Source organism: Acinetobacter sp. F16 (assembly GCF_052712855.1).
Window position 1 is genome coordinate 100,963 of record NZ_JBRATK010000002.1, and the last position, 26,964, is coordinate 127,926.

General features: G+C 40.9%; 26 protein-coding genes. 9 read left to right on the forward strand and 17 right to left on the reverse strand.

Annotated elements, in window-relative coordinates; genetic code table 11:
- Nucleotides 1–65: 65 nt before the first annotated feature.
- The 3 genes from ACU0NF_RS01725 to serA all read right to left on the reverse strand — a co-directional run bounded on the left by ACU0NF_RS01725 (nucleotide 66) and on the right by serA (nucleotide 3,661).
- Nucleotides 66–941: an EamA family transporter gene (locus ACU0NF_RS01725; protein WP_445659932.1), complete on the reverse strand. Its 876-nt coding sequence runs from the start codon at nucleotides 939–941 to the stop codon at nucleotides 66–68.
- A 178-nt stretch (nucleotides 942–1,119) separates the two neighbouring features.
- Nucleotides 1,120–2,001: an EamA family transporter gene (locus tag ACU0NF_RS01730; RefSeq protein ID WP_445659933.1), complete on the reverse strand. Its 882-nt coding sequence runs from the start codon at nucleotides 1,999–2,001 to the stop codon at nucleotides 1,120–1,122.
- A gap of 427 nt (nucleotides 2,002–2,428) precedes the next feature.
- Nucleotides 2,429–3,661: a phosphoglycerate dehydrogenase gene (serA, locus tag ACU0NF_RS01735; RefSeq protein WP_445659934.1), complete on the reverse strand. Its 1,233-nt coding sequence runs from the start codon at nucleotides 3,659–3,661 to the stop codon at nucleotides 2,429–2,431.
- Nucleotides 3,662–4,016: 355 nt separating this feature from the next.
- Here serA and ACU0NF_RS01740 point away from each other — a divergent pair, with 355 nt between their 5' ends.
- The 4 genes from ACU0NF_RS01740 (at nucleotide 4,017) to craA (ending at nucleotide 8,607) form a co-directional block, all read left to right on the forward strand.
- The gene (locus ACU0NF_RS01740) at nucleotides 4,017–5,426 is read left to right on the forward strand and encodes an FAD-binding oxidoreductase (protein ID WP_445659935.1); all 1,410 of its coding nucleotides are present in this window, start codon (nucleotides 4,017–4,019) and stop codon (nucleotides 5,424–5,426) included.
- 110 nt (nucleotides 5,427–5,536) lie between these two features.
- A complete protein-coding gene (locus ACU0NF_RS01745) occupies nucleotides 5,537–5,914 on the forward strand; it encodes a hypothetical protein (RefSeq protein WP_445659936.1) in 378 nt (125 codons plus the stop codon).
- An 88-nt stretch (nucleotides 5,915–6,002) separates the two neighbouring features.
- A complete protein-coding gene (locus tag ACU0NF_RS01750; protein WP_445659937.1) occupies nucleotides 6,003–7,112 on the forward strand; it encodes a hypothetical protein in 1,110 nt (369 codons plus the stop codon).
- A 265-nt stretch (nucleotides 7,113–7,377) separates the two neighbouring features.
- On the forward strand, nucleotides 7,378–8,607 hold the full coding sequence (gene craA, locus ACU0NF_RS01755; protein ID WP_445659938.1) for a chloramphenicol efflux MFS transporter CraA: 1,230 nt from the start codon (nucleotides 7,378–7,380) through the stop codon (nucleotides 8,605–8,607).
- 374 nt (nucleotides 8,608–8,981) lie between these two features.
- Here craA and ACU0NF_RS01760 read toward each other — a convergent pair whose 3' ends face one another.
- The 5 genes from ACU0NF_RS01760 to ACU0NF_RS01780 all read right to left on the reverse strand — a co-directional run bounded on the left by ACU0NF_RS01760 (nucleotide 8,982) and on the right by ACU0NF_RS01780 (nucleotide 14,300).
- The gene (locus ACU0NF_RS01760) at nucleotides 8,982–9,287 is read right to left on the reverse strand and encodes a DUF3817 domain-containing protein (RefSeq protein WP_445659939.1); all 306 of its coding nucleotides are present in this window, start codon (nucleotides 9,285–9,287) and stop codon (nucleotides 8,982–8,984) included.
- A 121-nt stretch (nucleotides 9,288–9,408) separates the two neighbouring features.
- Complete coding sequence (gene yccS / locus ACU0NF_RS01765) at nucleotides 9,409–11,559, reverse strand: YccS family putative transporter (RefSeq protein WP_445659940.1); 2,151 nt, start codon at nucleotides 11,557–11,559, stop codon at nucleotides 9,409–9,411.
- A 165-nt stretch (nucleotides 11,560–11,724) separates the two neighbouring features.
- Nucleotides 11,725–12,276, reverse strand: a complete 552-nt coding sequence (sodC, locus tag ACU0NF_RS01770; RefSeq protein WP_445659941.1) for a superoxide dismutase [Cu-Zn] SodC — start codon at nucleotides 12,274–12,276, stop codon at nucleotides 11,725–11,727.
- A gap of 109 nt (nucleotides 12,277–12,385) precedes the next feature.
- The gene (locus tag ACU0NF_RS01775; protein ID WP_171535412.1) at nucleotides 12,386–13,516 is read right to left on the reverse strand and encodes an AI-2E family transporter; all 1,131 of its coding nucleotides are present in this window, start codon (nucleotides 13,514–13,516) and stop codon (nucleotides 12,386–12,388) included.
- Between the two features lie 139 nt (nucleotides 13,517–13,655).
- Nucleotides 13,656–14,300: a ParA family protein gene (locus ACU0NF_RS01780; protein ID WP_171535406.1), complete on the reverse strand. Its 645-nt coding sequence runs from the start codon at nucleotides 14,298–14,300 to the stop codon at nucleotides 13,656–13,658.
- A 120-nt stretch (nucleotides 14,301–14,420) separates the two neighbouring features.
- Between ACU0NF_RS01780 and ACU0NF_RS01785 the strand changes: the two genes are divergently transcribed.
- The gene (locus ACU0NF_RS01785; RefSeq protein ID WP_445659942.1) at nucleotides 14,421–14,888 is read left to right on the forward strand and encodes a Holliday junction resolvase-like protein; all 468 of its coding nucleotides are present in this window, start codon (nucleotides 14,421–14,423) and stop codon (nucleotides 14,886–14,888) included.
- A gap of 102 nt (nucleotides 14,889–14,990) precedes the next feature.
- Here the strand turns inward: ACU0NF_RS01785 and ACU0NF_RS01790 are convergent, their stop codons facing one another.
- The gene (locus ACU0NF_RS01790; protein WP_445659943.1) at nucleotides 14,991–15,614 is read right to left on the reverse strand and encodes a class I SAM-dependent methyltransferase; all 624 of its coding nucleotides are present in this window, start codon (nucleotides 15,612–15,614) and stop codon (nucleotides 14,991–14,993) included.
- 172 nt (nucleotides 15,615–15,786) lie between these two features.
- Here ACU0NF_RS01790 and ACU0NF_RS01795 point away from each other — a divergent pair, with 172 nt between their 5' ends.
- Nucleotides 15,787–16,347, forward strand: a complete 561-nt coding sequence (locus ACU0NF_RS01795) for a hypothetical protein (protein WP_284067352.1) — start codon at nucleotides 15,787–15,789, stop codon at nucleotides 16,345–16,347.
- A gap of 29 nt (nucleotides 16,348–16,376) precedes the next feature.
- Nucleotides 16,377–16,784, forward strand: a complete 408-nt coding sequence (locus ACU0NF_RS01800) for a protease inhibitor I42 family protein (RefSeq protein WP_284067351.1) — start codon at nucleotides 16,377–16,379, stop codon at nucleotides 16,782–16,784.
- A gap of 115 nt (nucleotides 16,785–16,899) precedes the next feature.
- Here the strand turns inward: ACU0NF_RS01800 and ACU0NF_RS01805 are convergent, their stop codons facing one another.
- Nucleotides 16,900–17,232 carry a HopJ type III effector protein gene (locus tag ACU0NF_RS01805; protein WP_445659944.1) on the reverse strand — a complete coding sequence of 111 codons (333 nt, stop codon included), beginning with the start codon at nucleotides 17,230–17,232 and terminating at the stop codon, nucleotides 16,900–16,902.
- Nucleotides 17,233–17,408: 176 nt separating this feature from the next.
- On the opposite strand from ACU0NF_RS01805, the gene crcB reads away from it, so the two are divergent.
- A complete protein-coding gene (crcB, locus tag ACU0NF_RS01810; protein ID WP_445659945.1) occupies nucleotides 17,409–17,789 on the forward strand; it encodes a fluoride efflux transporter CrcB in 381 nt (126 codons plus the stop codon).
- A 126-nt stretch (nucleotides 17,790–17,915) separates the two neighbouring features.
- Here crcB and ACU0NF_RS01815 read toward each other — a convergent pair whose 3' ends face one another.
- From ACU0NF_RS01815 to ACU0NF_RS01830, 4 genes are all read right to left on the reverse strand, one after another.
- The gene (locus ACU0NF_RS01815) at nucleotides 17,916–18,164 is read right to left on the reverse strand and encodes a type B 50S ribosomal protein L31 (protein ID WP_131320131.1); all 249 of its coding nucleotides are present in this window, start codon (nucleotides 18,162–18,164) and stop codon (nucleotides 17,916–17,918) included.
- A 116-nt stretch (nucleotides 18,165–18,280) separates the two neighbouring features.
- Nucleotides 18,281–19,579, reverse strand: a complete 1,299-nt coding sequence (locus ACU0NF_RS01820; protein ID WP_445659946.1) for an ABC1 kinase family protein — start codon at nucleotides 19,577–19,579, stop codon at nucleotides 18,281–18,283.
- A 223-nt stretch (nucleotides 19,580–19,802) separates the two neighbouring features.
- Nucleotides 19,803–21,161, reverse strand: coding sequence for an MATE family efflux transporter (locus ACU0NF_RS01825; RefSeq protein ID WP_445659947.1), 1,359 nt, complete (start codon nucleotides 21,159–21,161; stop codon nucleotides 19,803–19,805).
- Between the two features lie 38 nt (nucleotides 21,162–21,199).
- The gene (locus tag ACU0NF_RS01830) at nucleotides 21,200–21,661 is read right to left on the reverse strand and encodes a DMT family transporter (protein WP_445659948.1); all 462 of its coding nucleotides are present in this window, start codon (nucleotides 21,659–21,661) and stop codon (nucleotides 21,200–21,202) included.
- A 123-nt stretch (nucleotides 21,662–21,784) separates the two neighbouring features.
- Between ACU0NF_RS01830 and hemW the strand changes: the two genes are divergently transcribed.
- Nucleotides 21,785–22,939: a radical SAM family heme chaperone HemW gene (gene hemW / locus ACU0NF_RS01835; RefSeq protein WP_445659949.1), complete on the forward strand. Its 1,155-nt coding sequence runs from the start codon at nucleotides 21,785–21,787 to the stop codon at nucleotides 22,937–22,939.
- Between the two features lie 249 nt (nucleotides 22,940–23,188).
- Here the strand turns inward: hemW and ACU0NF_RS01840 are convergent, their stop codons facing one another.
- From ACU0NF_RS01840 to ACU0NF_RS01850, 3 genes are all read right to left on the reverse strand, one after another.
- The gene (locus ACU0NF_RS01840) at nucleotides 23,189–23,461 is read right to left on the reverse strand and encodes a hypothetical protein (protein ID WP_131383343.1); all 273 of its coding nucleotides are present in this window, start codon (nucleotides 23,459–23,461) and stop codon (nucleotides 23,189–23,191) included.
- Between the two features lie 385 nt (nucleotides 23,462–23,846).
- Complete coding sequence (locus tag ACU0NF_RS01845; RefSeq protein WP_445659950.1) at nucleotides 23,847–24,806, reverse strand: phage baseplate protein; 960 nt, start codon at nucleotides 24,804–24,806, stop codon at nucleotides 23,847–23,849.
- Nucleotides 24,807–24,930: 124 nt separating this feature from the next.
- Complete coding sequence (locus tag ACU0NF_RS01850; RefSeq protein ID WP_445659951.1) at nucleotides 24,931–26,754, reverse strand: acyl-CoA dehydrogenase C-terminal domain-containing protein; 1,824 nt, start codon at nucleotides 26,752–26,754, stop codon at nucleotides 24,931–24,933.
- Nucleotides 26,755–26,964: the final 210 nt, after the last annotated feature.

The window sequence follows — 26,964 nt, forward strand, 5'->3', positions numbered from 1 at the left end:
TAAATTCAAGCTTGTATGATAAAAAAGATGGCATGATTGCCATCTTTTTTATGCTGAACTCCTGATTATTCAGCTTGAAGCGGTTTATTTTTACTGGCTCTAAAGGTCACACCCACCGAAGCAATCATGATGCAAACTAAGGCAATAGTTTGCAGAACGGTGATCTGTTCTTTAAGCAAGAACCAGCCTGCCAAAGCACCGAGGGCCGGGGATAAACTGGACAGTGTGCCGTAACTGAGCTTGCTTAATCGCTTCAGTGCCATCAGGTCTAAAGCATAAGGAATCGCGGTGGCGAGCAGGGCAATGACCAAGGCTTGTCCCCAATATTGGGTTTGAATCAGTGCTGTAGGGTTATGCACTGCACTGATCGGCAACATCACCATGGCAGACAGCACAATGGCAATACTCAGTGCATGCATGCCAATATTTTGCCGTACCACACGTTGTCCGAAATAAATATAAATCGCCCAGCAGATCCCTGCACCCAAAGCAAAAGCCGCCCCTAAATATGAGAAGTTGTCAGCGGATGTATCTTGCCATGGCACCATCAGCGCAACGCCTAAAATAGCCAGACAGACCCAAAGATAATCAGTTCTTTGTTTAATCGAAAGTAGCGCCAGTGTCAGCGGGCCCAAGAATTCTAAACCGACTGCAATCCCTTGCGGTAACTTGCCTAAGGATGCATAAAACAACACATTCATTAAGCAGACAGAACCACTATAAAACAGCAAGTCTTTCCATTTTAAATAGGGGAGGCGGTTGATGATTTTCCAAGAACGGAACATCAGCACAATTAAAATGGAGGCAAAGCAGAGGCGTAGAGTCACCACAGTGAGTGGGTCGAGCACTTCAAACAGTTGCTTGGCAAAAGAGGCACTGATCTGATATGCCACCATGGACAAAACCATGAATAGGACAGCAGTAAGTTGTGAATTAGGCATGTGACACGCAGGATCACCAAGTCAGGTGAATCCACTAGGAAAGATGGCGCCAGTATAGCAATTCTGTTTAATTTTTGAGGGGATTGAACAGGCTTAAATGCTTTAAATTTAAAACTTTGAATTTAAAAATCAGCGCGTAGATTTGGCTCGATTGATTTGAATTTAAATGATGTATTTTCTATTTATCTTTAGCCTTGTTCTTGGCTTGTTGCGTGGTATAGGTGCAGCCAATGGATGCAGCAATAATGGTTGCCAATGCGAGCCACTGATTCCATAACAACTGCTCGCCTAAAAATATAAATCCAGATAATGCGGCAATCGCAGGTTCTACGCTCATCAATGTACCGAAACTCAGCGCAGTCAAATTACGAAGTGCAATCATTTCCAAAGTAAAAGGCAGGGCACTGGCAAGCACCGCCAAAGTAATAAAATAAACCAAATTTGACGGTTCAAAAACATGGGGTGACATGCCTGAAAATAGCGCAATGGGCATTAAACACAGCATGCCGATAAACATGCCCAGACACACGGTATGATTGCCTGAAATACCCGAAGGTTTTTGTCCGGCAACAATATACAGCGCCCAGCAAGCGCCTGCAGCCAAGGCAAAAGCAATCCCGATCAAATCCAGATTTTGTGAAACCTGATCGAACGGAAACAATAAAATCAGGCCAAGTATGGCCAGTCCAACCCAGACAAAATCGAATTTTTGCCGCGCATAAAATAGTGCGACGCTGAGTGGACCAATGAATTCAAAAGAAACGGCAATACCGAGGGGGAGACGATTAATCGACAGGTAAAACATGGCATTCATACCAGCGAGCGCGATACCGTAGCTGATAATGGCTTTCCATTTCACCTGTCTGAAATTGATCTGCCAAATTTTAAAAATAAGCGCCAAAATAACAGCACCAAGTAACAGACGCATAGCAGCAACGGTCAGAATGGGAAACTGGCCGAACAGGATTTTGGCAAGCGAGCCACTGCTCTGCACGCTGATCATTGCAATCAGCAATAACAGCAGTGCCTGAACATGGGGGGTATTTTTAAAATTCAACATCGACTAAATTTGTTTCGATTTCTCGAATAGCGGGAGATCAGCAATAAAAACTGTAAAAAATTCATAGCCTTTGTTTATATTCAAAAACATTGAATAAATTCCACGACGGAGTCTTTCCATTGGGACGGGTAATCCTTCTTGAAAGACTTTATTACTTTTTTTTTGGCATGAGCAGCAAAACTGCGCAAGAACAAAACCACTTTACGAACATTTGAAACATGTTTCAAATGTTCTCATCGCAAAACTCGTCAAATGTTTCCATCTAATTTTATTTATCGCAGAAACATAATTTACTGAAATGTTGATCTGCCTCGAACAGTTGCGAATGGCTTTGTCACGAAATTCAATTCCGTTCAGGATATTAAATTTTGGGCTTAAAAAATAAAAAACCACAGCACGAATGCTGTGGTTTTTTTTAAATCTTAAATTAGAACAATACGCGAACTCGGATAGTACCTTCAACTTCCTGAAGTGTATCCAGCGCTTCTTTAGAAGCAGTTGCGTCAACATCCATCACCAAGTAACCAACGTCACCTTTAGTCATCAATGATTGACCAGAGATGTTGATGCCGTGTTCAGCAAACAGGTTGTTGATTTTAGAAAGAACGCCAGGAATGTTTTTATGAATGTGAAGTAAACGGTGTTTACCTTCAGTCAACGGCAACGCGATTTCCGGGAAGTTCACAGCAGATAAGGTCATACCTTTATCTGAGTAAGCCACAAATTTCTCTGCAACTTCTAAACCGATGTTTGCTTGTGCTTCCATGGTCGAACCACCCACGTGAGGAGTCAAAATCACGTTGTCCAGGCCACGAAGTGGAGAAACAAATTCTTCACCGTTGGCTTTAGGTTCTTTAGGGAATACGTCAATTGCAGCGCCGGCAATGTGACCTGTTTTAATCGCATCAGCAAGGTCTTCAATTAGCACACATGTACCGCGTGCAGCATTGATGAAGATCGAACCTTCTTTCATTTGTGCAAACTGGTCTTTGCCAAAGAAGTTGCGTGTTGATGGAACGTCTGGAACGTGTAGAGATACAACGTCAGCGTTTGCAAGCAACTCGGCAAGAGAACCGACTTGGCGCGCATTACCCATAGGAAGTTTGGTCACTGCATCGTAATAAATCACGTGCATACCCAAGCTTTCAGCAAGAACTGAAAGTTGAGAACCGATTGAGCCGTAACCCACGATACCTAAAGTTTTACCACGTGTCTCAAACGAACCCACTGCAGATTTGTTCCAGCCACCACGGTGAGTAGAAGCAGATTTCGCAGGAACGCCACGAAGTAAAAGAATTGCTTCAGCAAGTACAAGTTCAGCAACTGAACGGGTATTTGAATACGGTGCGTTAAATACTGGAATACCGCGAATCATCGCAGCATTCAGATTAACTTGGTTAGTACCGATACAAAAACAGCCAACAGCGATCAGCTTGTTGGCTGCTTCAAATACTTCTTCAGTCAGTTGAGTACGTGAACGAATACCGATGAAGTGAGCATCTTTAACCGCTTCTTTCAACGCTTCACCCTCAAGCGCAGTTTTACGGTAATCGATGTTGGTGTATCCAGCAGCATTTAATGTGTCGATTGCGTTTTGATGAACGCCTTCTAACAACAAGAAACGAATTTTATCTTTAGGTAGAGAAAGATGTTGGCTCATTACGGCTCCGCTACAAAGGCCAAATTTAGTCGCGATATGATAACATACGAGGAGGGTCTATATACATTTCCTTTATGACGGAGAGCATAGGTATTTTTACAATACATACGCCGTGCCCTACAGATTTTGGTCTAACTAAAGCTGTAATATTTAAGGCGAGATTGTCAAAATGTTTATTTCCGCAGGGTTTCAGTGGAAAATGCCTTATAATGCTGTGCAGTGAAAAAGGCCACAGCCATGCTGTTGCTTTTATGTTCACGCCAGTCTAGGACACCATTGCATTGTTAATCTTTTTACAAATGAATGCTCTATAGACCATCCACCACTTGTATATTTCTTGCTAGGTCTGCAAACGATGAATGCTCCAGTCGCTTTAACACCTGAGTTATTAAACCAATTGACAGCCATTGTCGGTGAAAACCGCATTAAAACTGATGCGGATAGCCTTCAAAATTGGGGTCGAGATCACACGAAACATTTTGATCCAAATCCATCGGTCATCGTTTTTCCATCTAGCACGGAACAAGTGCAACAGATTGTAAAACTGGCAAATCAATTTAATGTTGCGATTACCCCATCTGGCGGCCGTACCGGTTTATCTGCCGGTGCTGTGGCATCGAACGGTGAAATTGTCGTTAGCATGGAAAAGATGAACCAGATTCTTGAGTTTTTCCCTGCAGACCGTATGGTCCGTGTGCAAGCCGGTGTAGTGACTGAACAATTGCAGAATTATGCTTCCGATCAGGGCATGTATTACCCGGTCGATTTTGCATCTTCAGGTTCTTCACACATTGGCGGCAATATTGGTACCAATGCAGGCGGTATTAAAGTGATTAAATACGGCATGACACGTAACTGGGTACTGGGTTTAACTGTCGTGACAGGTAAAGGTGACATCCTGCGCCTGAACAAAGGCATGATTAAAAACGCGACCGGTTATGCGTTACAGCATTTGTTCATTGGTGGTGAAGGTACTTTAGGTCTAGTCACTGAAGCTGAAATTAAGCTTGAGCGTCAACCGCATGATTTACAAGTGATGGTACTGGGTGTGCCTGACTTTGATGCGATCATGCCGGTACTTCACGCATTCCAGAAGAAAATCGATTTAACTGCATTCGAATTCTTTGGTGAACTCGCAATGCAGAAAGTGCTGGACAATGGTCATGTACAACGTCCATTTGAAACGGCTTGTCCTTTCTATGTATTGCTTGAATTTGAAGCGCCATTTGAACCAATCATGGATGCTGCGATGGAAATCTTCGAGCATTGTATGGAACAAGGTTGGGTGCTTGATGGCGTAATGAGCCAAAACCTGGACCAAGTGCATAGCTTATGGCGTTTACGTGAAGATATCTCTGAATCGATCGCACCGTTCACACCATATAAAAATGACATTTCAGTACTGATTACTCACGTTCCTGCATTTATTAAAGAAATTGATGCAATTGTTGCTGAAAACTACCCAGACTTTGAAATCTGCTGGTTCGGTCATATTGGTGACGGTAACTTGCACTTGAATATCTTGAAACCTGCTGATTTAAGTAAAGATGAATTCTTTGCCAAATGTCAGGTGGTAAATAAATACGTGTTCGAAACCGTGAAAAAATATGACGGTTCGATTTCTGCGGAACACGGCGTGGGTATGACCAAAAAGCCATATCTTGATTACACCCGTTCTGAAGAAGAAATTGGTTACATGAAAGCTTTGAAACAGGTATTCGATCCAAACGGTATTATGAACCCAGGTAAATTATTCGATCTTTAATATTTGATCTATAAGTTGTTTTACCGATGACTACATAACTGTTATCGAGTCAGAAAAAAAGGCATGGCATCATGGATGCAGTGCCTTTTTTTTATGGGGGAGATTTCCCAATGTTACGTCTACTCTCTGCCTCAGTCATTTGTTTAGGGTTAATGTCGGGCTGTGCAACGACCCAAAAATTAGCCTCTAAAGTGAATCTTGGTTCATCCGGTACGCCATTGCAGCAAGTCTTGAAAAAAAGACCTGATTTGCGTAAGGACTCGGCAACGGTTGAGATTCGTCAATACTTTAACAGTGCTGAGTCACCAACAGCTGCACAGGTAAAAGTAACCGAAACAGGTTTAAGGGATGATTCCGTTCGTTCGATTCGTACCACGTACAGTTTTAAAAATGTAGATGGTGACTGGAAGAAAACAGGTACGCAAGCTGAGTATCAATGTATGCGCAGCAAAAATACCAAGTCTTTTCAAAAAGCAAAATGCTCTTAATAAATATTTGATTTATAGTTGAAAATTAGGCTGTGATGCCTCATAAAAAGCGTATCGATTGATGCGCTTTTTTACGTTTGGGGGAAATATGAATCAATTGGAAATCAATGAAATAATTAGAGAAATTCATGAGAAATTATATGTATTGTCTAATACAGGGATTAATTTAATCAATTTTGAAAATCTAAATAACTTTTACAAAAATATAGATAATGCTAATAATGAATGGGAATATTTTTATCATTTACCAAATGAAAGAATATTGATAGATTGGTTAGCTCAACTAAGTGATTTATATTATTTATATGATCATAGTGCTGAAGAAAAAATTAATCAAATTCTATCTAATTTAGAGAAAATATCTTCAATTTTAATTGATGACTTAAAAAATATAGATATTAAAGATTTTAATAATATAGACAAAAATTCAGCGGAAAATTTAAGGAAATTTTTAAGACAGTTTAAAAATTATTATTACCTTACTAATAACGTGGAAAGTTTTAAAAAAGAAATTCAATCCTTACAAAAGGAAATGGAGATTATCACTCATACTTCTAAAAAAGTAGTCGAGGAAAATAAAGAAATAAAATCATTAGCACAAGATGCTGAAAATATTATTCAAGAAATAAAGAATAAAAATAGCTTTTTAAATGAGTTGATTGATAAAGGAAGCAACTCTGAGATACAGAGTTTATATGATAATATTTCTGACCAAGAAATTTTGTTAGCAGACAAATATAGAAATTGGGCATTATTAATTTTCGCTGTGATAGGTGCATTCCTATTACTTGGATTCCTAAATTTATCAATTCAAAATTGGAATCACTTGAGAGATAGTTCTTATATTTATATTCCTTTTGGCTGGGACAGTTTATTAAAAACGTTGATGCTTTTTAGCTTAACAACACCTGCTTGGTATTTAACTCGAGAATCTTCTAAGCATCGAAAAGTAGCTTATAAAGCAAAAATGTTAGGTACTGAACTCGCCTCATTCCCTTTATATGCACGTGAGTTTAAAGATGAAGATCGACTTGAATTACGTAAAATTCTTGCTGATCGCTTCTTTGGACAGGAACTTTATAATGACTCATCAAATATCAAAAATTTCAATGATGTTTCAATTGAACAGGTTAAGTTAATAGCTGAAGTAAATAAAGTTCTGGCAGAATCTCTGAAAATGAAGCAAAATCTCAGTTGAATTTTAAAGCTTGATCGACGCTTTAAACTGCCTCTGCTAAACTACACCTACTCAGCCAAGTAGGTGTTTTTGTTTGAGTGCCCATCTTTGAAATCTAATTGTCTTATGAATGAAACATGACTTAAAAATCATGCTCTTAACCTTTTATTGCTTTATATATTTTCAAAATTTAATTTAAATACTCAATGCTTGTCATTGGGCGAATGCTGATCTCCCTAAAAATAGTATTTCGTCCCGCAAGCCTATAACCCTATGTAGAAAAACAATGCAAAAAGTTCAAACCACCACCTTAAACCGTGCCACGCTCATGTTTCCATTGGCATTGGTCCTGTTTGAATTTTCCGTCTATATCGGCAACGACTTGGTTCAACCCGCCATGCTCGCCATTACCAAAGACTTTGGCGTGAGCAGTTCATGGGCACCATCCTCCATGTCATTTTACCTGCTGGGTGGGGCATGCGTGGCATGGTTACTGGGTCCATTGTCCGACCGTTTGGGACGCAGAAAAGTATTACTTTCGGGTGTGCTGTTCTTTGTACTATGTTGCTTACTGATTTTATTCACACAAAATATTGAAAGCTTTTTAGCGCTGCGCTTTTTACAGGGGATCGGTCTAACTGTAATCACCGCTGTCGGTTATGCCGCTATTCAGGAAACTTTTGAAGAACGTGACGCGATTAAAGTCATGGCGCTGATGGCAAATATTTCCTTGCTTGCACCCTTGCTCGGTCCTGTGGTCGGTGCCTTCCTGATTGATCATGTGTCATGGCATTGGGGCTTTATTGGTATCGCATTTTTGGCTTTTTTAAGCTGGTTTGGTTTAAACGCCAAAATGCCGGACACCAAATTAAGCATTCCGAAACAGCCACTGAGTTATGTGCTGGATGACTTTAAACAGGTCTATAAAAATAAACGTTTTTTAGGCATGACTTTGGCACTACCTATGGTCAGTATGCCGCTGATGCTGTGGATTGCACTTTCACCTGTAATATTGGTCGAAGAATTGGGCTTTAGCAGCATGCAATATGGCTTGGCACAATTTCCGGTCTTGGGTGGATTAATCCTCGGCAATATCGTGTTGATCAAAATTATCGACAAACTGGCTTTGGGTAAATCAGTATTGATTGGTTTACCGGTTATGTTGCTGGGAACAGTGGTTTTAATTGCCGGTGTGATTTGGACGGATTATCTGATCTGGTGCTTGATTGCAGGCATGACTTTAATCAGTTTTGGTGAAGGGATTAGTTTTTCGGTGCTTTACCGTTTTGCACTGATGTCATCAGAAGTATCCAAAGGCACAGTTGCAGCAGCCGTGTCGATGCTGCTGATGTTCAGCTTCTTTATTATTATTGAACTGGTGCGGGTGATGTATGAACAGTACCATTTGTGGGCATATAGCGTGGCGTGTTTTGTTTTAATCGTGCTATGGTTTAGTTTTCCCCGAAGCATGCTGAAACAGATTTTAAAAGAACGGGTAGAGCAGGGAAGGTTTTAGCTCTTTACCATTTAAAAAGAGAAAAGCACCTTCTCCCTGTGGGAGACGAGGAATATATCCTGCAAGGGATGAAGGTTTATTTAGATTGTAAAATGACCTCTCCCTTGCGCAGCAGCGCTGCTCATCTCCTAAAAGGAGAGGGAACATATGGGTTTGAAATTAATGTCTTTATATTTTTTTAATAAAAAATACTCCCTCTCCCTCAGGGAGAGGGCTGGGGTGAGGGAATTTGTTTAACTCACTTTCCAAGCATTCTATTCAAGATCAGATCGCTTTATCAAAAAATAAAATTACAAATTGAATAAACAACCTCTTCTAGAAGGAAAGGGAACATTATTATTTGCTGAAAAAGGGAATAACTCTTTAATTAGAAACTATATCTTGGACTCAGCAATTGGCTGCTGAAAAGTTTTTAATTTCCGATCGAAAACAAAAGTGCCGAACGGTAGAATGGATGCCATTAAGCCCAGAATAAACATATAAATTGACCATTTCTGTTTTTCGCATACCGTAAACAACACGATTAAAAACAGCATGAACAGTACGCCGTGCCCCATGCCGACATATTTCACCAAGACCGGATTATCCAGCATATATTTCATCGGCATTGCGATAAACAAAAGCAGCAGAAAGGAAATTCCTTCCAAAAGACCAATGATACGTAAAGTTTGAATATTCATGCTCATGCTTAAATTAATCAGAATCAAGCATGAGTGTACTGAATATTGCAGTAGCAGGGAATTAAAAATAAATATATTTATAAAATATATCAATCACTTATATCCAACTGTTTAACTCGGATTATTTAATTTCCTGTGCCCATAACTCGGTTCTTAATTTCAATAATTCAGGCAGTGTTTCCAGTAATAAGCTGATTTGTTTCAGTACCAATAATAAATCTTCAGACAGATTTTCCTGCGTACTCATCTGTTTAATTTCTTGAAGTTTATCTTGAATTTTATCTTCAGCTAAAGGCTGTTGCTGTAACAGCACGGCGAACAATGTGTCTTTACACCACAGCATTAAATCTAGCACTTGCGCATCCGTTACCTGTTCACGGTGACTGCCCAAAGCTGAAACATAACTGAGTTGACTGTGGCTATAGACCAGATAGCGAAAGGCAGAATGAATCAGCGCCTGATTGGGATTGGGTTCGGTACTTAAACTGGAAATCATGCTCGACAGTTCAATTTGCGCATTGTGTGCGGTACGACGGGCACGGCGGTAATCTAGACTGTTGTTTTTGCCGAACTGGTACTGCTTCACCACCGCATCGAAATAGTCCAAAGTGGCCTGGTTACTTTTTTTGATGGTGCTGGAAATATTACGGAAATTCCAGTCTGGCCAGATAAAACTGACTGCAAACCATGCAATTAAGCAGCCTAAAATGGTATCGACAATCCGCGGTAAAATAATGGCATAACCGGCACCTTTTAAATTGAAAATCAGTAAAACCATTAAAGTGACCATCAGCGTTGCCATGGCATATTTTTTGGAACGTAAATAGAAAAAATACACCCCGGAAATAATGGTCAGCACCAGTTGTCCTTCAATGCTCGGAACAAAATATAAAACCGGAATGCCTAAAAGTACCCCTAAAATCGTGCCTAAAGTACGCAGTTTTAAACGGCTTTTGGTGGCGAAATAACTGATCTGGCAGACAAATAAACTGGTGAGTAAAATCCAGTAACCATTTTTGGCAAATGGCAGCAATGAGATGGCATAACCTACGGCAAAAACAAAGGCAATGCGCACCGCATGACGAAATAGCGCTGAATGAGGCGTGAGATGCTGTTTGAGTTTCAGCCATAAATCGGGCACATCATGAATATCATCGTCGAGCAGATTTATATTTTCCTGATGCTGAAGGTAGTTTTGACGATAGTTATTTTGCTCATGACTTAAATTGATGAACTGTTCCTGAATTTTTTTCAAATTCCTTAAAATCAGCAGCAGATTTTTCACTTCCAGATTCTGCGGATTTTCTTCAATCCATAATTGAATGGAACTTTCCAGATTGGCAATGGCAATATCTGTATCCGGATTCGACTGATAGCTCTGATGGCTGAGAATATCTCGCGCCAGTTTCTGACAGGATAAAGCATGCAGTTTTACATTCTTTTGAATGCGGAAGATCAGATCTGTACGGCTAAAGTTTTTATGAATATTTTCATAATGCAGATAATTGGAGGTCGCCTGTTCATGAATGTCTTGCGCCAGAAAATAAAGATTCAGCCAGTAAATGGTATTTTTATTGGCGCGAGAGGCTTTTAAACGGGTCAGTAAAGAGGCCTTGGTGGTATTCAGGCTTTGTACTACTTCGCTATTTTTTAAGGAAAGTTCATACAGGAGTGGCTCAATATTGTCGGTATTATCCGGGTCAAACAGACGGGCTTTAGCAAGCAGTAATGCAGCAATGGCATTGAAGTTGGCAGCCAAATTGTCTTGGACGGCCTGAGTCGGTTTAAGTAAATAAAAGATGATTGAAGTCAGTCCATACCACACTGTACCCAGCACGAAATAGCTCGGCTGCTGGTACCATTCGCTGTATTCACCCAGTCCAAACATGGTGTAAATGGACAATAAAATGGTGCCAAAAGAAATGGTGGCATAACGCTGCCCCAAAGCGCCCATTAAAATAAAAGCGGCACTCGACAGCGATAAATACAGAATAAAAAGCAGTTTATAGGGATAGAGAAATTCAAGAATACTGCTGACGCCAAAAAACAGAATGCAGACATAGACCAGATTGCGCAGGCGAATACTTAGGCGATCATCAAAATCGGTCAGAGCCGTGGCAATAGCACCTAAGGTTACCGGAACAATTAAGGCTTCATAACCTAAAAACAGCAAGCCTAAGGTTGTGCCCGTCAGAACAATAAAAATCTGGAAGCAATAGATCAGAATGGAATTGGATTTAAAGCGTTGAAGCAAATCTTTCAGGCTATTCACGTTTTTTCTAAAGATAAATTATTGTGAATATAGCGTGAGCTTTTTTCGCTGTGCTGTCAATTTATGATCGTTTTAATTGCGGGATTTGTTTGAGTTATTTTGCAATTTAGGGAGCAAAAAAAGCAGACATTAAGCCTGCTTTTTGTTGATGTTTTTGAAGAATAATTATTGAATTAAGCCACAGGCAATCCGGTCTCCGCCGCCACCTAAAGGTTTAGGTTGATCCGCATAGTTATCGCCACCGGCATGAACCATGATTGCCAAGCCTTGAACATCGGCCAGTTTTAAGCGAGGTGCCACTAAAGTGACTTTAGCGTTACCTTGAGCATCGACATTTAACAGCGGTAAATCACCTAAATGACCAGTAATCGGTGTGCCGTGATGCGGTGCCTGATTCGGGTTGAAATGACCGCCCGCTGCAATCGCAGCCCCGATTTTTCCATCTTTTTCAGCAGGGTCACATGAACCTTTTTCATGAATATGGAAACCGTGAGGGCCGGGTGGCAGTTCAGATAAATGAGTATTAATGACTAAACCTGCTGGGCTGTCTTTGAACTTAATGGTACCAATTTCTTTACCTACGCCTTGAGCAGACACGGCGTGAACAGTGGCTTTATGTTCAGCATTTGTAGATGAGGTCGGGGAGTGTGTACAGCCTAGCATTGCAACACCTGCAAGGGCGCAGAGCGTCGTTAATTTGAACAGTGAAGACGACATTGAATTACATCCTTTTGTTTTATTATGACCTTGACCATTCAAACAAGGCATCAGATGCAATTCAATAAGGATTAAGTATTTGAATGTATGAGTTTCTTAAACTTAAAGCTTAGCTTTGATCTGGATTGGATAGGTCTTTATCATCGTCAAGATCATAGGCCATGGTGGATTTTGGCAGCATGAATGGCCCCACTTCATTGGTTTCATGAAGCCATTCGCGCCAAATCGCCAGCAAGACTGCAAGAATCACTGGACCAATAAACAGACCGACCAGACCAAAACTCGCAATACCGCCCAATACCCCGAACATAATCAGCAAGAAGGGAATTTGTGTGGCACCCGAAATCACCAGAGGACGAATCACATTATCCGAAGTACTGACAATACAGACACCCCAGACCATCACTCCAATGGCTTCCATAGTTTGTCCTTGCGAGAACAGCCATAATGCGACTGAGCCATAAGCCAGTGGTGTTCCAAATGGAATCAGCGCCAATAAGAAGGTGACGATAGTGAGTACCATCGGATTGGGCACACCGGCAACAAAATAGCTTAAACCGGCTAAAACAGCCTGTGCCACTGCGGTTAAACCTACGCCATACACCACAGCACGCGTGGTTTCAGAAATGGTATCTAAATAATGATGGACACGTGGACCAATAATCATTTCCAAGGCTTTGCTGACCTGGTTCAGAATGGTTTGGCCATCGCGGTAAAAAAAGAACAGTGACAATACGGCAAAACACAGTTTAACGATGTTTTTACCAATTTCATTTAAAACGAAACGACCGTAATTGAGATGACCTTGAATCCAGCTGGAAACCGTTTGCACAATACTGTTCGGGTCAGTATTGATGTCATGTAAGGTGCGATTCACTTCCTTGCCTATAAACGGTAAATCGCGAATAAATTGCGGAACATTTAAATGACCCGAGAACACCTGTTTTTGCAATTCATAATATAAATTTCGACCTTCATGCTGCAGCATGAAAATACCGAAGGTCAGCGGAATGCCAATCAGCAAAATGATCAGGGTGATCATAATGGTCGCACTCAGCATGGCACGTGAGCCAGTCTTGCGATAAATCCATTGATACCAAGGCCAGGTCATATAAGCAATAATAGCTGCCCAAAGTACAGGCACAATAAAATATTTGAGGACGTTAAAACTCAAGAAAAGGAGGATGAAAAACAATCCAAATAATAATACTTTTTGTAATGTTGGCGCGTACTGTTGCACTGCATTCACTGATTTGTTTCTAAGGTCCATGCCATCTTAACTGAAAAAAAAGCTCGCGAGAATGAAAGCCGAGTAAGTTCTAGTGAATAATGAATAAACAACTCTGCTTTCTAGGTGCGAAGGCATGGCCTAGATGAACCTAAAACCATTTGGTCGGATCATCAATAATGGCATTTAGAACCGGTTGCCACTGATTTTGCATGCTTAAATAGTTTTTTTGCGTTTTATCAAATATGGTTAAACCTTGCATGGCCAGTTGACTATAAGCGCTTCGTTCAGAAATCCAGGCGACAGGTTGTTGTTCAATTTTATTGAAAAATTCCTGAATTTCTTTGGTACTGGCACTGTTGGCTTTAACCCGATTGGCCAAAAGTAAAATCTGTACTTTGCCTTTACGAATACGCTTGATGTCGTGTAAATGCTTCAAGAAACGGCGCGTACTATCGATGTCGAAAAATGAGGGCTGTAATGGGGTAATAATGGCGTGAGCTTCACCAATCAGCTGTTCTGAATGTTCACCAGAAAGTGCTCCGGGCGCATCTATAATCAGATATTCCAAATTTTTAGGCACATTATTCATGGATTTTCCCGGACGCCAGTCCAGGCTTTGAATCGGGGCAGCATCTTCAGGGCGGTGTTTAAGCCATTGCAAAGTTGATTTCTGCTTATCGGCATCCGCCAATGCAACACGGTAACCTTTTTGTGCTAACGCAGCAGAGAGGCTGATTGCGGTAATGGTTTTGCCACATCCACCTTTCTGATTTGCAATTAAGATTGTTTTCATGACCCTGACGATTTTATACTGCTCAGTCCTAGCATATCATTGTTTGATGCGACGAATATGACACATGACAAAAGTCTTAAAGACCCATGTGGCGGTACTTTTTTGGATTAGGAAAAAATAATGTCCATCTGGATGGCAATGTTAATTGGTGCGTGTATAGGGGTCGTGTTAACCACCCTGATTTTAAGCAATACTCGTAATGGGCGGGTCAAGGCAGAGTATGAACGGTATATTGCCGAGCTAGAGCTGGAGCATCAGCAGGCTTTAACCAGTGCGCAAAAGCGTAGTGTGAATACCAGTCGGGCGGTGTTAAAAGGTAAAATGGCAGAGCAGCTGGCTCCAATTATGCCCGAATTTCAATACTTGCCCAGTGATGCCAAATTCTTGGGTGATCCGGTCGATTACGTGGTATTTGACGGTTATACCGACTTACGCGACGGTGAAGGTCGAGCTGAAGATATTGAAGTGGTATTGATTGATATTAAAAGTGGCGGGGCACGACTCACCAAAGGACAGCAAGCAATTGCTCAGGCCATTGCCCAAGGTCGTGTGCGTTTTGAAACCGTTCGCATCAACTTTGATGATTAATGGACTTTAATGATAATTAATGAATTTTAATTCATACACTTTCACACTTAATTTGGGTAACAGATTTTCGAGCAGAGGATTGAGTTTAAGTCAATTCAACCCTTATGCTTTTTCAGCACGGGCAAACAACATCAGACTGCCAATTTTGGGAATACCCGCCGCATCAAAATAATGTTGCTCTTTAAAGCTGAAATTTGCATCCAACAGCGCTTGTTCAATATTACGGTTTAGGTGACAGCCATCCGCCAAACGCTTTTGAATTGGGGTCAGTAAATTCTGCAAATGTTGAAGGGTTTTGTTGTCCTGATACTGAACATGCTCAACCAGATGCAAAGTACCGCTCGGTTTCAGCACACGGTGCAATTCAGTCAAAGCCTGCGGTAAATTTTCAATACTGCATAACGTCCAGGTACTGACAATGTGCTCGATACTGTTATCGGCAAAAGGCAGCTTTTCTGCACTGGCCTGAACATGCTGGACATGGATCGCACTTTCATGCACGCGCTGGATAGCAAGTTGATAAATATCCGGATTCGGTTCGAGGGCATATAGCGTATCGACATTTTGATAAAAAGGCAGGTTTACGCCTGTACCAAAACCAATTTCCAAAACTTGACCTGAAATCGGGAGTAGTAATTCGCGGCGCTGATCCATCAGGCTGGGTGTTTGCATCACCTGATTGAGCAAATGCGGGAAAATATGTTGCTGATAAAATTTATAAATCATTGTTTGCTTAATTTTTCTTTATAGGTGGTTAGTTTAATAGATATTTCAGTCAATTAATAAGACAAAAAAGTGACTGAATATATCTATATTGTTACCAAGTCCATATGGTGATTTAAGTTTCATGACTTAAGATAAAAGTTGAAAATAAAGAAATTCGTTTTGAGGTACACAGATGACTAGACAATTATTATTCAGTGCTTTACTTGCAAGCAGTATGTTACAAGTGAGTGCCAGCGCATCTGTCGATTATAATATTGCGAAAGGTTTGGCACCGCTTTCTAAAGATCAATCCATTAAAAAGCTGCAAACTTTTAAGGGTGATTTTCGGATTTTAGGCTCGAAAATTTATGCGCATGATCAGCAGGCCAAGTTTTCACCGATTGATTATGCGGTGAGCTGGGGCCTATTTGCTGAACCTGAAATTGCACGACACATTTCCGTGAATCAATATGACCGCTATTTAAACTGGAAAATTGATCGCCTGCCTGTGCCGAAAGAGCAAGCCATGCAGATGGTCTCGAATATGCACATCATTCCTGCAAACCCACAAATTGCCAAACAAATTAAAAACGTAAAACGGGGTGATCTGGTGCGTTTAAAAGGCGAGTTGGTTGAAATTAAAGATAAAGATTTGGTCTGGACCTCATCATTAACCCCAACAGACACCGGCGATGGCGCATGCGAATTATTCCGCGTCAGTTCAATTCAGTGGATTGAAAAAGTAAAAAGTTAATTTCTTTCAAAAATTTATAAGAGTTTAGGATGAAAGGTTTAGCGATAGTTTTTGCTGCAATATTGGGGTTGTCGATTGTCGGGTGTAGCAGCATGAGTCCAACAGTGGATGGAAAAACCCATGTCTATTCACTCACACACAAATGTCCGACTTTACTGGAAATGGATGTAGGACAAACGCTGGAATTAACCCTGCCAGAGAACCCGACGACAGCTTATCTTTGGCAAGTGGCTAAGCCGCAGAATATCTTGAAAGTCGAAGAAATCTATCGGCAAGATGTGCTTAAAAGTCAGCAAGCGATGGTCGGTGTAGCAGGCGAAAAATTGTTTCGTTTTACTGCACTCCAACCTGGTGAAGAATGGATTCACGTGAAACATGCTCGCCAGTGGGAGCAGAAGGCCATTGATGAATGGTCGTGTCGGGTCAGGGTTTCCTGATTTAATCTGTTTTTTAAGTCCTCTTTTTTTAGTTCTCTTTTTTGCCAGGGAGAGACAAAAAAAAGCCCACTTTAATAAAGCGGGCTTTTTTATATGCCAAGACTTAGATATAAAGTTATTTTGCAGTTAAAGCCTGACCTTCGAACTGAATGCCATCCCAGCCATTTTGCATAAACTGGCGAATATTCTGGTGATCGGTTGCATCAGGGGTCGCTAATACAGCAGCATAATGTTCAGCGAATAAACTTAAAGTTTGTGCCTGATCTAAACCATTTAATTGAGCAAAAGAAAATACTTTGACACTGCCCTGATTCTCAGTGGCAGCATTGGCTTGTTGTCCATTTTTAAATGCGGTTGGCGTGTGGCTATAACCGGCTTCAATATATGCAATTACATCTGCAAATTTCGCTTCGCCTGCTTGAAGCTGTGCCAATAAATCTTGAGCCATAATTTTCTCAATCCATAGAAATAGTGAATTTAACCGCAAGACTATAACAATTTTTATGTGCTTTATTCAGCATTATTTCTTTGTAAAAAATACAGATTCATGCAAAAGTATTGTTCAACGAAAACAGGGTAGTGTAGATAAGACATGTTATATACACCCGATATTGGACAAAATAAATGAGCTGGTTACTGGTGGCGATGGGCGGTGCAATTGGCGCAAGTTTGCGTTATGGCGCAGGGGTATTTTTGCTTAAACCGACAAGCATGTTTCCGTGGACGACCTGGTGGGTAAATATCTTTGGCTGCTTGCTGGCCGGTATTTTCTTTGCCTATAGCCAAAAATTTCCGAGCTTGCAAAATGAAGCGCGGCTGTTTTTGATGGTTGGTATTTTGGGAGGCTTCACCACATTTTCAAGTTTTGGTCTGGAAACCTTTCAACTCTTAAAACATGGTCAAACCACACTTGCTTTGGGCTATGTGATTTCCAGTGTACTTGTAGGCGTAATATTTTTGGCATTGGGTTTTTATCTGTTCCAATGCCTGTTACAGACTAAATAAATCTGAATAGTTTTAAAATATAAAGATAAATTAAAATATAAAAAGAAGCCCAAGCTGGAGGAATAGACTTGGGCTTTTCAAGTTTTAAGACTAACGCTTAAATCTTAAAACAATATGAAGTTCATGTTAGCGTTTGAAACGCGCAAAACGTTTATTGAAACTTGCCACACGACCTTCATTGCTGGCTTGACGTTGTTCACCGGTATAAAACGGATGAGACGCACTTGAGACATCTAAAGTCACATAAGGGTAGTCCTGACCTTGATAGCTTTTAGTTTGCTGGCTTTGTAAGGTACTGCCAATAATGAAATAGACATCTGCATTGGTGTCATGGAATAAAACTTCACGATATTCTGGATGGATGTTGGCGCGCATGATGGACTCCAAAATTATTGTTAATAGTGGCTGTTAATAATATTATGTTATAACATAACTATTACTTTGGCAAATAAAACCCAAATCAGGAGCCGTATTTGGGTTTTATGCAGAGTTTAATGACGCGGTGGCACCAGTTCATCAAACAGGTCATTCAGATTGTCATGCATTTTTAAATGAATCATGTTCCAGTAATGACCTGAAACTGTACGATTCACCATCAATGTCTCTGGCGAAGGTTTAAATACATCCCAGTATTTGAGCGAAGGCTTAAGCAGTTCCATACCATCATGATGTGCCGAGTTTTCTTCAAAATCATACATCGTGGTGAGGGGACGCATCAGCACTTCCAACCATTGATTATAAAGTTCAGCCGGGAATTTCCCCTGTTCTGAAATGGCATGCAGGGCATCCAAATGTTGCTCCATCTCGGCAATATTGCCTTCACGGGCAGACTGCACCAAATGCTTAAAGTGCTGCACAGTTTCACCGGATAATGTTTTTACACCGCCGTAATCGTAAATAATTACCGTGCCATCTTCACGGAAGGCAAAGTTGCCCGGATGCGGGTCACAATGGAAACGTTTTAAATAGAAAATCTCTTGTCCAATGGCGCGGAACAAACGGCGACCCAGTTCATTGCGGGTGTCTTGAGACCAGCTGCTGGCAGTTTCAATACTTTCACCCTGTTCTAGGCTCAAGGTTAAAATATGTCGCGATGAATAGTCTTTATACACTTGGGGAATAATAATTTTACTGTCTAGCGTTTCATGAAATGTACGCGCAACGTCCAGGTTTTGCGCTTCAATTTCATAATTCAATTCATTGTCCAAACTTTCCTGAATTTCCTTGAACAGTCGATCTTGCAGTTTGCGGTCAACTTTCAGCACACCCATTAAGCGTAAAGCCAAACGCACTTGTTTCAGATCACTTTCGCAGGCTTCATCAACCCCCGGATATTGCACCTTGACCACCACTTGCTGGCCATTGGGCAGAAAAGCTTTATGCACCTGTCCAATAGACGCGGCAGCAAAAGGCTGTTCATCGAAGTGCTTGAAGATTTGATTGAGCGGTTTACCCAGTTCTTTTTCGACTTGAGCTTTAATTTCAGCAAAAGGCATCGCAGGGGCTTGGCGCTGTAACTTGCTAATGGCACGAGCCACTTCTGGCGGAAAGATATCTTTATATTGTGACGCAATTTGCCCCACTTTCATGACCGCACCTTTCATTTCGCCCAGGGTATCCGCAATTTGCAGACCTATATCCTGAAAAAGTTTACTGCGCGAAGCATTTTTTTGTTCTTCATCGGCATTAAAATTTTTGATCGAATTTGAGACGGTTTTAGTTGCAATGCTCGCCGTCATACTGGCAAGTTTCATAAAGCGACGACCGGGTGTGCTAGCCGTTTTTGCCATGCGATATTCCTCAAGATCATCAAAGATGGGTTTCAATGATCATAGGCGCTAAACTCCATATTGCCTACTTTAAATTGTTAAAAGCTGCGTTTTTACTGTTCGATTTTAAGCATTAAAAACATTTTTTAAAGCTTAAATGGATGAAGTGATTGTGATTATTTTTTATTCATTTTGTTATTTATCTCATCCCTTTTTCATGAGAAAAGGAATGAGATCGAGCTATTTAAGCAGTTTTGATCCGATTGTTAATCATAAATAAACGGGTCAGTAACAGCACACAGGCAACCGTTAAACCCACAATCAAGCCGACCCAAACGCCAGCGGCTTTCATTTCGGTAAAGCGTGCCAAGTAAAGTCCAACAGGGAAGGCAATGACCCAGTAGGCAATCATGGTGATCCACATTGGACCTTTAGTGTCTTGCATGCCACGCAGGCAACCTGCAGCACTGACTTGCCATGCATCCATCAACTGGTAGGCAATTGCAAATAACAACAGATACATCGCCACTTGTGCCACGTCATAATCAGAAGTGTAAATCGAAATAATTTCAGGCCGGAAGAACCAGATCAATGCCATGGTGGCAATTGCTAAAATCGTGCCGGTCAGTAATCCCAGAAACTGGACTTTACGCATTGCCAGCCAGTTTTTTTCACCATAATAAGTGCCAATACGAATGGTGAGTGCGATCGCAAGTGACATCGGAATCATAAATAATTGAGAGGTGACAGAAATGGCGATCTGATGTGCTGCCACCAAGGTCTCGCCCAAAGGACTTAAAACAATTGCTGCGGTACTAAAAATACTGACTTCAAAAAAGATCGCTAAGCCAATCGGGAAACCGAGCTGCAAAATTCGTTTTACCCAATACGGATCAATTTTTTCCCATGCGGCAAAGACTTGGGTCTTGCGGTAAGCCGTACCTTTAAACACATAAGTTGCCAGAGCAATAAACATCAGCCATTGCAAAATAGCCGTAGCAAACCCGCAGCCTGCGCTGCCCAGTTCAGGAATCGGGCCTAAGCCATACATAAAAATAAAGTTCAGGGGAATCAGTGCGACCAGTGCAACCAGACTAATGACAGTAACCGGGCGTGGATAGCCAAGTGCTTCCGAGTAGCCACGTAGCGCTGCATACATCGTCACTGCCGGCATACCCAATCCAATAGCATGCAAGAACAAGCTAGCTTTAGGCAGCAAGGCTTCAGGTACGCCCAAAACAGGCAATAAGAACGGCATAACCTGTAAAATCAGTGCAGCAATAATACCTAAAATAAACGCCACCCAAAGTGACTGCCGTGCAATGGTGGCAATTTTTTCAGGAGTACGCGCCCCGTTGGCTTCGGCAACCAGAGGCGTGGTTGCAATCATGATGCCACTGAATAACAGCATCACCGGAATCCATAAACCGACCCCGACTGCAATGGCAGCAAGGTCTGTTGGGGAGAGATGTCCCGCCATAATGGTATCAATCAGCCCCAGACCTGCCTGGGCAAATTGTGTGATTAAAATGGGAATCATCAAATGAAAGAGTTGCTTTAATTCAAAGCGGGTTGTTGTCGTTAAAGCAGTGACATTAGACACAAAAAATACTCATTATTTATTAATAAAGATCATGATCTTTAGCGTTGCAAAGTGAGCATTACACCAATGAAAATGACCAAGCTTCCTAAAAGACGTTGCCAGTTAATCGGGGTTTTTTCAGCGCCAAACCAGCCAAAATGATCCAGTAACATCGACATGGCGATTTGCCCGAAAATAACCAGTCCGGTCAGGATAAGAAAACCCAGTTTAGGTACGGCATAAATACTCAAACTGATGGCATACACACCTAAAAAACCGCCTAACCAGAGAAACCAGGGAATCTGGATTAAAGTTGCAAAATTAGGTTTTTCTGCGGATTGAAAAAAAACCAGTATGGCAAGCACTATTGTACCAACCAAAAAAGATAAAAGGGCAGCTTGCAATGGAGAATGTAAATATTCGCGTAATTGGTTATTTAAGGCATTTTGCAGGCTCATCGCAATACCGATTCCCATCGCAAGTGGTAACAGCAAGAGCATTTGACTGGATATTTTCATCATATTAAGTATGTATTCTTGTTGAGTTTTTCTCAGTCTAAAACAATCACTGCCAGTATTCCTTAGCGTCTTGATGCAGTCATGTTAAAATATATTTCCTGTTTTTTGCTGCTTTGAGCTTATTCCTTGGCTGAATTAAATCCTGCGCTTGTTCCATTGTCTTTATATATTCATATGCCGTGGTGTGTGCGGAAGTGTCCGTATTGCGACTTTAATTCGCACGCTGTACCCGATGGGAAACTGTCTCTAGATTTAGAGCAGAAATATTTGCAGGCTTTGGTTGCAGACTTTAAAACCCAGCTCGATTTTGCCCAAGGTCGCCAGATTCATAGTGTCTTTATTGGTGGCGGTACGCCGTCACTGATTTCTGCCAAAGGTTATGTGTGGTTGTTCAATCAACTAAAAAGCATTATTGCCTTTGAAGATGGCTGTGAAATTACCTTGGAAGCCAATCCGGGAACAGTGGAACATGATCCTTTTGCAGGATATTTAGAGGCAGGAATTAACCGCCTCTCCATTGGTGTGCAAAGTTTTAATACGGATCACTTGAAAAAATTAGGTCGTATTCACAGTAACGATGATGCAATCAATGCCATTCATTTAGCCCGCGATGCCGGCTTTGAACGCATCAATGTCGATTTAATGCATGGCTTGCCAGAACAGAGCTTAGAGCAAGCGTTACTGGATTTAAAATTGGCTGTGGAAAATGGCGTAACCCATGTGTCGTGGTATCAGTTGACTATTGAGCCGAATACGGTGTTTTTCCGTACTCAACCCGTTTTACCTGTTGAAGAGGTTTTGGAAGATATTCAGGAACAGGGCGAGGCTTATTTAAAGGCCAATGGTTTTGTGAATTATGAAGTGTCGGCTTGGCGTAAGGAAAAACCCTCTGCACATAATTTAAATTACTGGCAGTTTGGCGATTATCTGGCAATTGGTGCAGGGGCCCACGGTAAAGTGACACGGCCTGATGGTGTCTATCGTTTTCAGAAAACCCGTTTACCGAAAGACTATTTAGCCAAAGTGCCGGCAGAGCATTTACAATTGAAGCGCATTGAAGATGAAGATATGCCGTTTGAATTTATGATGAATGGCTTACGTTTAAATAATGGTGTGGAAGCAAAACTTTATCATGAGCGTACAGGTTTAAACTTGGCTGATTTAGATGAACTTTTAAATTCTTTACGTTCACGTCAATTGATGGTTGAAGATCAAAACCGTTTGTCTTGTACAGAACAGGGACATGTGTTTTTAAATTCGGTATTGGAAGAGTTTCTTTAATAATGCAGGTAAGGCTTTAAAAAGAACTAAGAACTTTAATCATTCACCAAAGCTGTTCTATTTCATCAATTGCATGATTAGCTGGCAAAAACATGAGTTTCAAATTTAGCATAGGTTATGAATGGCATTGATGTGTATCAATTTTATAAAATAAAAGATAGGAAATAAAAATCAGAATTTCGATCACTTATGCAGTGTGAAACCGAAATCCTGAGTTTAATAAAAAAGAGCGCCGAAGCGCTCTTTTTTTTAACGATGTTTAGGTGGCATTTTGTGATGCGGACCTACGTTATGTTTCATGTCATGATGGAACGGTGCTTTATGGCTTACTTTTTTAAAGTGATGCGCTGGCACTTTATGCTGAGGCCCATGGTGCAAGCCATATTTAGGTGGTATTGGTTTTTTATTAAAATGATGTGGAGCGGATGAATGCTTATGATCAAATGATGGAGCTGCCATTGCAGACATAGTCGCTGTTGCAGCAATAAGACCGATCATCAGTGTAGAAATCATTTTTTTCATGGCGATGCCCTTAATTTTTCAATGAGGTCATCATAGGGGGAGTTTGTGTAGATTCCGTGGACTTACCTATAGGGCTTTTGTAAAAGTGTCAAATTATATTAATGTGATATTTGTCATTCTTTTAGAATTGTTTTAAACTAGATTTAAAGGTTAAATGATTGTTTATTCATTCTATTTGTTCATAAATCTTTCATAATTTTTACAAAGTACCATAAATATCTAATCAATATATCTTAGGTGGAAATGGAATGAATTTTCATGATTAGAGATAAAGTGTAGCTAAATAACTTAAGATGAAAATATTAAGCGACTTTACTCTTTTTTAAATTCCCAATTTATTAAGAATATTCAGCTTTTATTAAATTTATTCTTTAGGGGGTTGTTATTAGAGGTTAATTGCCATTCGATAGATACGGCCCAGGAACTGCCCGGTATTTCCTATGCTATATAAAATGTAGAGCTGATGGTTTTGGCTATCTACGGTTAAGCCTTCTGGCTCCCAATATTGAATGGCATGATTAGACAAACTATCAAAATGACCGAGTGTTACATGATCCATTTTTTGAACCAGCTTGCCTGTTAAGTCATAAACATAAATTCGTTTAGGGCCTTTATTTTTATTTCCACCTAATAAATATACATAAGTTCCATCGGTGCTCAGACCTTGAAATGCAGAGTTGTCATGCGTGAAAGCTGAATCAATCGGCCATTCATCTTCGTACAAGAAACGAATATCCGTTAAGTTTTTTTCGGTGATGAGATTTAATTTAAAAATACGGATGACATTGATTTTATGATTATTGCCTCGCACCAGCAGATATTTTCCATCCGGTGTAATCGAAGGCATGGTGTTGGTAATTTTATTGTATGTTTTATCAAATACCTGAATGACTTGGGTATGACTGGGCGCAGCATTGGGCATATATTGAAACTTGAGAATATACCAGCCTTTATTGGCAATTCCGGCTCCTGCAGAAGCAAAAATAAAGTCACTCTGTGGATCGACGACAATGCCTTGATGACCAATAAGCGCAGAGGGTTTTTGCGCATCTTGTGCAGACCATAAATTGGAGCTGTTTAGCTTAAATCTATTAATCACGCCTTGTTCAGGAAGGCCCTCAACGTGCGTGGTGTACAAAAACTTGTGTCGGTGATCAAGCGCCAATCCCTGAAGGATATGATCATTTCCCCGTCCTGTTCTGATTAATGTAATGGGCTGGTTAGCATCACCCAAGTTGGCGGGATCAGTAGAATCAAAATCTTGTTCAAGATGATGGCTATTGAGAGGAATAGATGCACTATATCTCTGATAAAAGCGACTCAGAAACGAAAATAATTTTTTCATCTTCAAGGCTAGCAGATTGGTTTTTTATTATTCTATGCCTTTGGAAATTGATCTTGCATTGAGATTATTGTAGCGCATAAAAAAGAGCACCGCAGTGCTCTTTTTTTGGTTCAGACTTTAAAGATTAATAGTCAAAGCTGAAATGTTCAGGTGCTAGAGAAATCATGGTTTTTGATGGATTAACCATGGCTTCAGCATGACCTTGGGTACGCGGCAATATACGCTCGAAGTAGAAATCGGCAACTTTGATTTTTGCTTTATAGAATTCAGGCGCTTCTGCGCCGTTGCCCGCTTCCAATTTCTCAGAAGCGACTGCAGCTTGTTGCGCCCAATAGTAAGCCATCATCGCATAGCCCGAGAACATCAAGAAATCTACAGAAGCTGAAGAGACGATGTCGCGGTCTTTACGTGCTGCAAGCATGATGCGTACAGTTAAAGCGTTCCATTGTGCACAAATCTTGGTTAAGTCCCATGCAAAACGGCGCATGTATTTGTTACGTGCATGACGACCGCAGAAACGCAAGATTTCAGCAGTATAGTCACGAACCACTTTACCTTTAGATGAAAGCAGAACTTTACGGCCAATCAGGTCAAGTGCCTGAACGCCTGTTGTACCTTCATACAAGGTCGCAATACGTGCATCACGTGCAATCTGTTCCATGCCATGTTCTTTAATATAGCCATGACCACCGAACACTTGCATACCGTGGTTAGCAGCTTCAAGGCCCAATTCAGTCAAGAAGCCTTTTAGAATTGGTGTATAAAAACCCAGTTTGTCATCATATTCTTCAAACTTCGCCTGGTCGCCTTGAGTCAGCGCATCGGTCATTTTGTCAGCAAGCTGTGCAGCATGATAAATCATGGCACGACCACCTTCAGCAATGGATTTTTGAGTCAGCAGCATACGGCGCACGTCAGCATGATGAATGATTGCATCTGCCACTTGCTCAGGGTCTTTCTTGCCTGATAAAGCGCGCATAGACATACGTTCTTTGGCATACGGCAATGCACCCTGGAAAGACAACTCTGCATGAGCAATACCTTGAACTGCTGTACCAATACGTGCAGTGTTCATAAAGGTAAACATGGCATGCAAACCTTTGTGTGGTTCACCAATCAGGTAACCTGTCGCAGCATCGAAATTCAAAACAGCAGTCGCTGAAGCCCGGATTCCCATTTTGTGTTCAATTGAACCACAAGTCACAGGGTTGCGTTCACCTATGCCACCCTCAGCATTCGGGGTAAATTTAGGTACGATAAATAAAGAGATACCTTTGGTTCCCGCTGGCGCATCTGGAAGGCGGGCAAGCACAATATGGACAATATTTTCAGTCAGGTCATGTTCACCTGCCGAGATGAAAATTTTGGTCCCGGTAATTTTATAAGTGCCATCCGCTTGTGGTTCAGCTTTGGTTTTGACCTGTCCCAAGTCTGTACCACATTGCGGCTCAGTCAAGCACATGGTGCCTGACCAAGTTCCCGCAGTTAAATGCGGCATATAGGTATTTTTTTGTTCTTCAGTCCCGAACTGCATGATGGTATTCATACAGCCCATGCTCAAACCTGGATACATGGTGAATGACCAGTTCGCTGTGCCCATCATTTCAGATTTGATCAGGTTAAGCGACATTGGCAAGCCTTGACCGCCAAACTCTTCAGGATAAGACAGACCTTGCCAGCCACCTTGCACGAATTGGTCATAAGCTTCTTTAAAGCCTTTTGGCGTTTTAACTTCGCCATTTTCAAAATGACAGCCTTCTTCATCACCAGACTGGTTTAAAGGAGAGAGTACGTTTTCACAAAAATCTGCTGCACCTTCAAGAATCATATCTACAGTGTCAGGGTCGGCAGCTTCGCCATTCGATAAAGTTTTATAATGTTCTGGGTAATCAAAAACTTCATTCATTAAAAAGCGAATGTCGTGTAAAGGAGCTTTATAAGTTGGCATAGTGTTAATCCTAATTTAGAAATAGTTTTGGATTATCCGAATCGATAGTTTGATTATTCACATTGTTCATCAAAATACATTGATGGTGTAGCCTGGGAAAAATGTCAGAAAGGCGAATTATAAGTAGATAAATTTAGTTATTAATGTAACTGATTATACGGTTTGATTCACTTTTTTAATACGTTTGATGAAAATAGATCTGTTAAATAA

Excerpts from the sequence above, each read along its gene's own strand:
- ACU0NF_RS01730 (WP_445659933.1), bottom strand. The coding sequence starts at position 2,001 with ATGTTGAATTTTAAAAATACCCCCCATGTTCAGGCACTGCTGTTATTG.
- ACU0NF_RS01745 (WP_445659936.1), top strand. The coding sequence starts at position 5,537 with ATGTTACGTCTACTCTCTGCCTCAGTCATTTGTTTAGGGTTAATGTCG.
- ACU0NF_RS01840 (WP_131383343.1), bottom strand. The coding sequence starts at position 23,461 with ATGAAAAAAATGATTTCTACACTGATGATCGGTCTTATTGCTGCAACA.
- crcB (WP_445659945.1), top strand. The coding sequence starts at position 17,409 with ATGAGCTGGTTACTGGTGGCGATGGGCGGTGCAATTGGCGCAAGTTTG.
- craA (WP_445659938.1), top strand. The coding sequence starts at position 7,378 with ATGCAAAAAGTTCAAACCACCACCTTAAACCGTGCCACGCTCATGTTT.
- ACU0NF_RS01750 (WP_445659937.1), top strand. The coding sequence starts at position 6,003 with ATGAATCAATTGGAAATCAATGAAATAATTAGAGAAATTCATGAGAAA.
- serA (WP_445659934.1), bottom strand. The coding sequence starts at position 3,661 with ATGAGCCAACATCTTTCTCTACCTAAAGATAAAATTCGTTTCTTGTTG.
- ACU0NF_RS01760 (WP_445659939.1), bottom strand. The coding sequence starts at position 9,287 with ATGAATATTCAAACTTTACGTATCATTGGTCTTTTGGAAGGAATTTCC.
- ACU0NF_RS01795 (WP_284067352.1), top strand. The coding sequence starts at position 15,787 with ATGACTAGACAATTATTATTCAGTGCTTTACTTGCAAGCAGTATGTTA.
- ACU0NF_RS01850 (WP_445659951.1), bottom strand. The coding sequence starts at position 26,754 with ATGCCAACTTATAAAGCTCCTTTACACGACATTCGCTTTTTAATGAAT.
- ACU0NF_RS01830 (WP_445659948.1), bottom strand. The coding sequence starts at position 21,661 with ATGATGAAAATATCCAGTCAAATGCTCTTGCTGTTACCACTTGCGATG.
- ACU0NF_RS01790 (WP_445659943.1), bottom strand. The coding sequence starts at position 15,614 with ATGATTTATAAATTTTATCAGCAACATATTTTCCCGCATTTGCTCAAT.
- ACU0NF_RS01725 (WP_445659932.1), bottom strand. The coding sequence starts at position 941 with ATGCCTAATTCACAACTTACTGCTGTCCTATTCATGGTTTTGTCCATG.
- ACU0NF_RS01800 (WP_284067351.1), top strand. The coding sequence starts at position 16,377 with ATGAAAGGTTTAGCGATAGTTTTTGCTGCAATATTGGGGTTGTCGATT.
- sodC (WP_445659941.1), bottom strand. The coding sequence starts at position 12,276 with ATGTCGTCTTCACTGTTCAAATTAACGACGCTCTGCGCCCTTGCAGGT.
- ACU0NF_RS01845 (WP_445659950.1), bottom strand. The coding sequence starts at position 24,806 with ATGAAAAAATTATTTTCGTTTCTGAGTCGCTTTTATCAGAGATATAGT.
- ACU0NF_RS01805 (WP_445659944.1), bottom strand. The coding sequence starts at position 17,232 with ATGGCTCAAGATTTATTGGCACAGCTTCAAGCAGGCGAAGCGAAATTT.
- ACU0NF_RS01785 (WP_445659942.1), top strand. The coding sequence starts at position 14,421 with ATGTCCATCTGGATGGCAATGTTAATTGGTGCGTGTATAGGGGTCGTG.
- ACU0NF_RS01820 (WP_445659946.1), bottom strand. The coding sequence starts at position 19,579 with ATGGCAAAAACGGCTAGCACACCCGGTCGTCGCTTTATGAAACTTGCC.
- ACU0NF_RS01780 (WP_171535406.1), bottom strand. The coding sequence starts at position 14,300 with ATGAAAACAATCTTAATTGCAAATCAGAAAGGTGGATGTGGCAAAACC.
- ACU0NF_RS01740 (WP_445659935.1), top strand. The coding sequence starts at position 4,017 with ATGAATGCTCCAGTCGCTTTAACACCTGAGTTATTAAACCAATTGACA.
- ACU0NF_RS01815 (WP_131320131.1), bottom strand. The coding sequence starts at position 18,164 with ATGCGCGCCAACATCCATCCAGAATATCGTGAAGTTTTATTCCATGAC.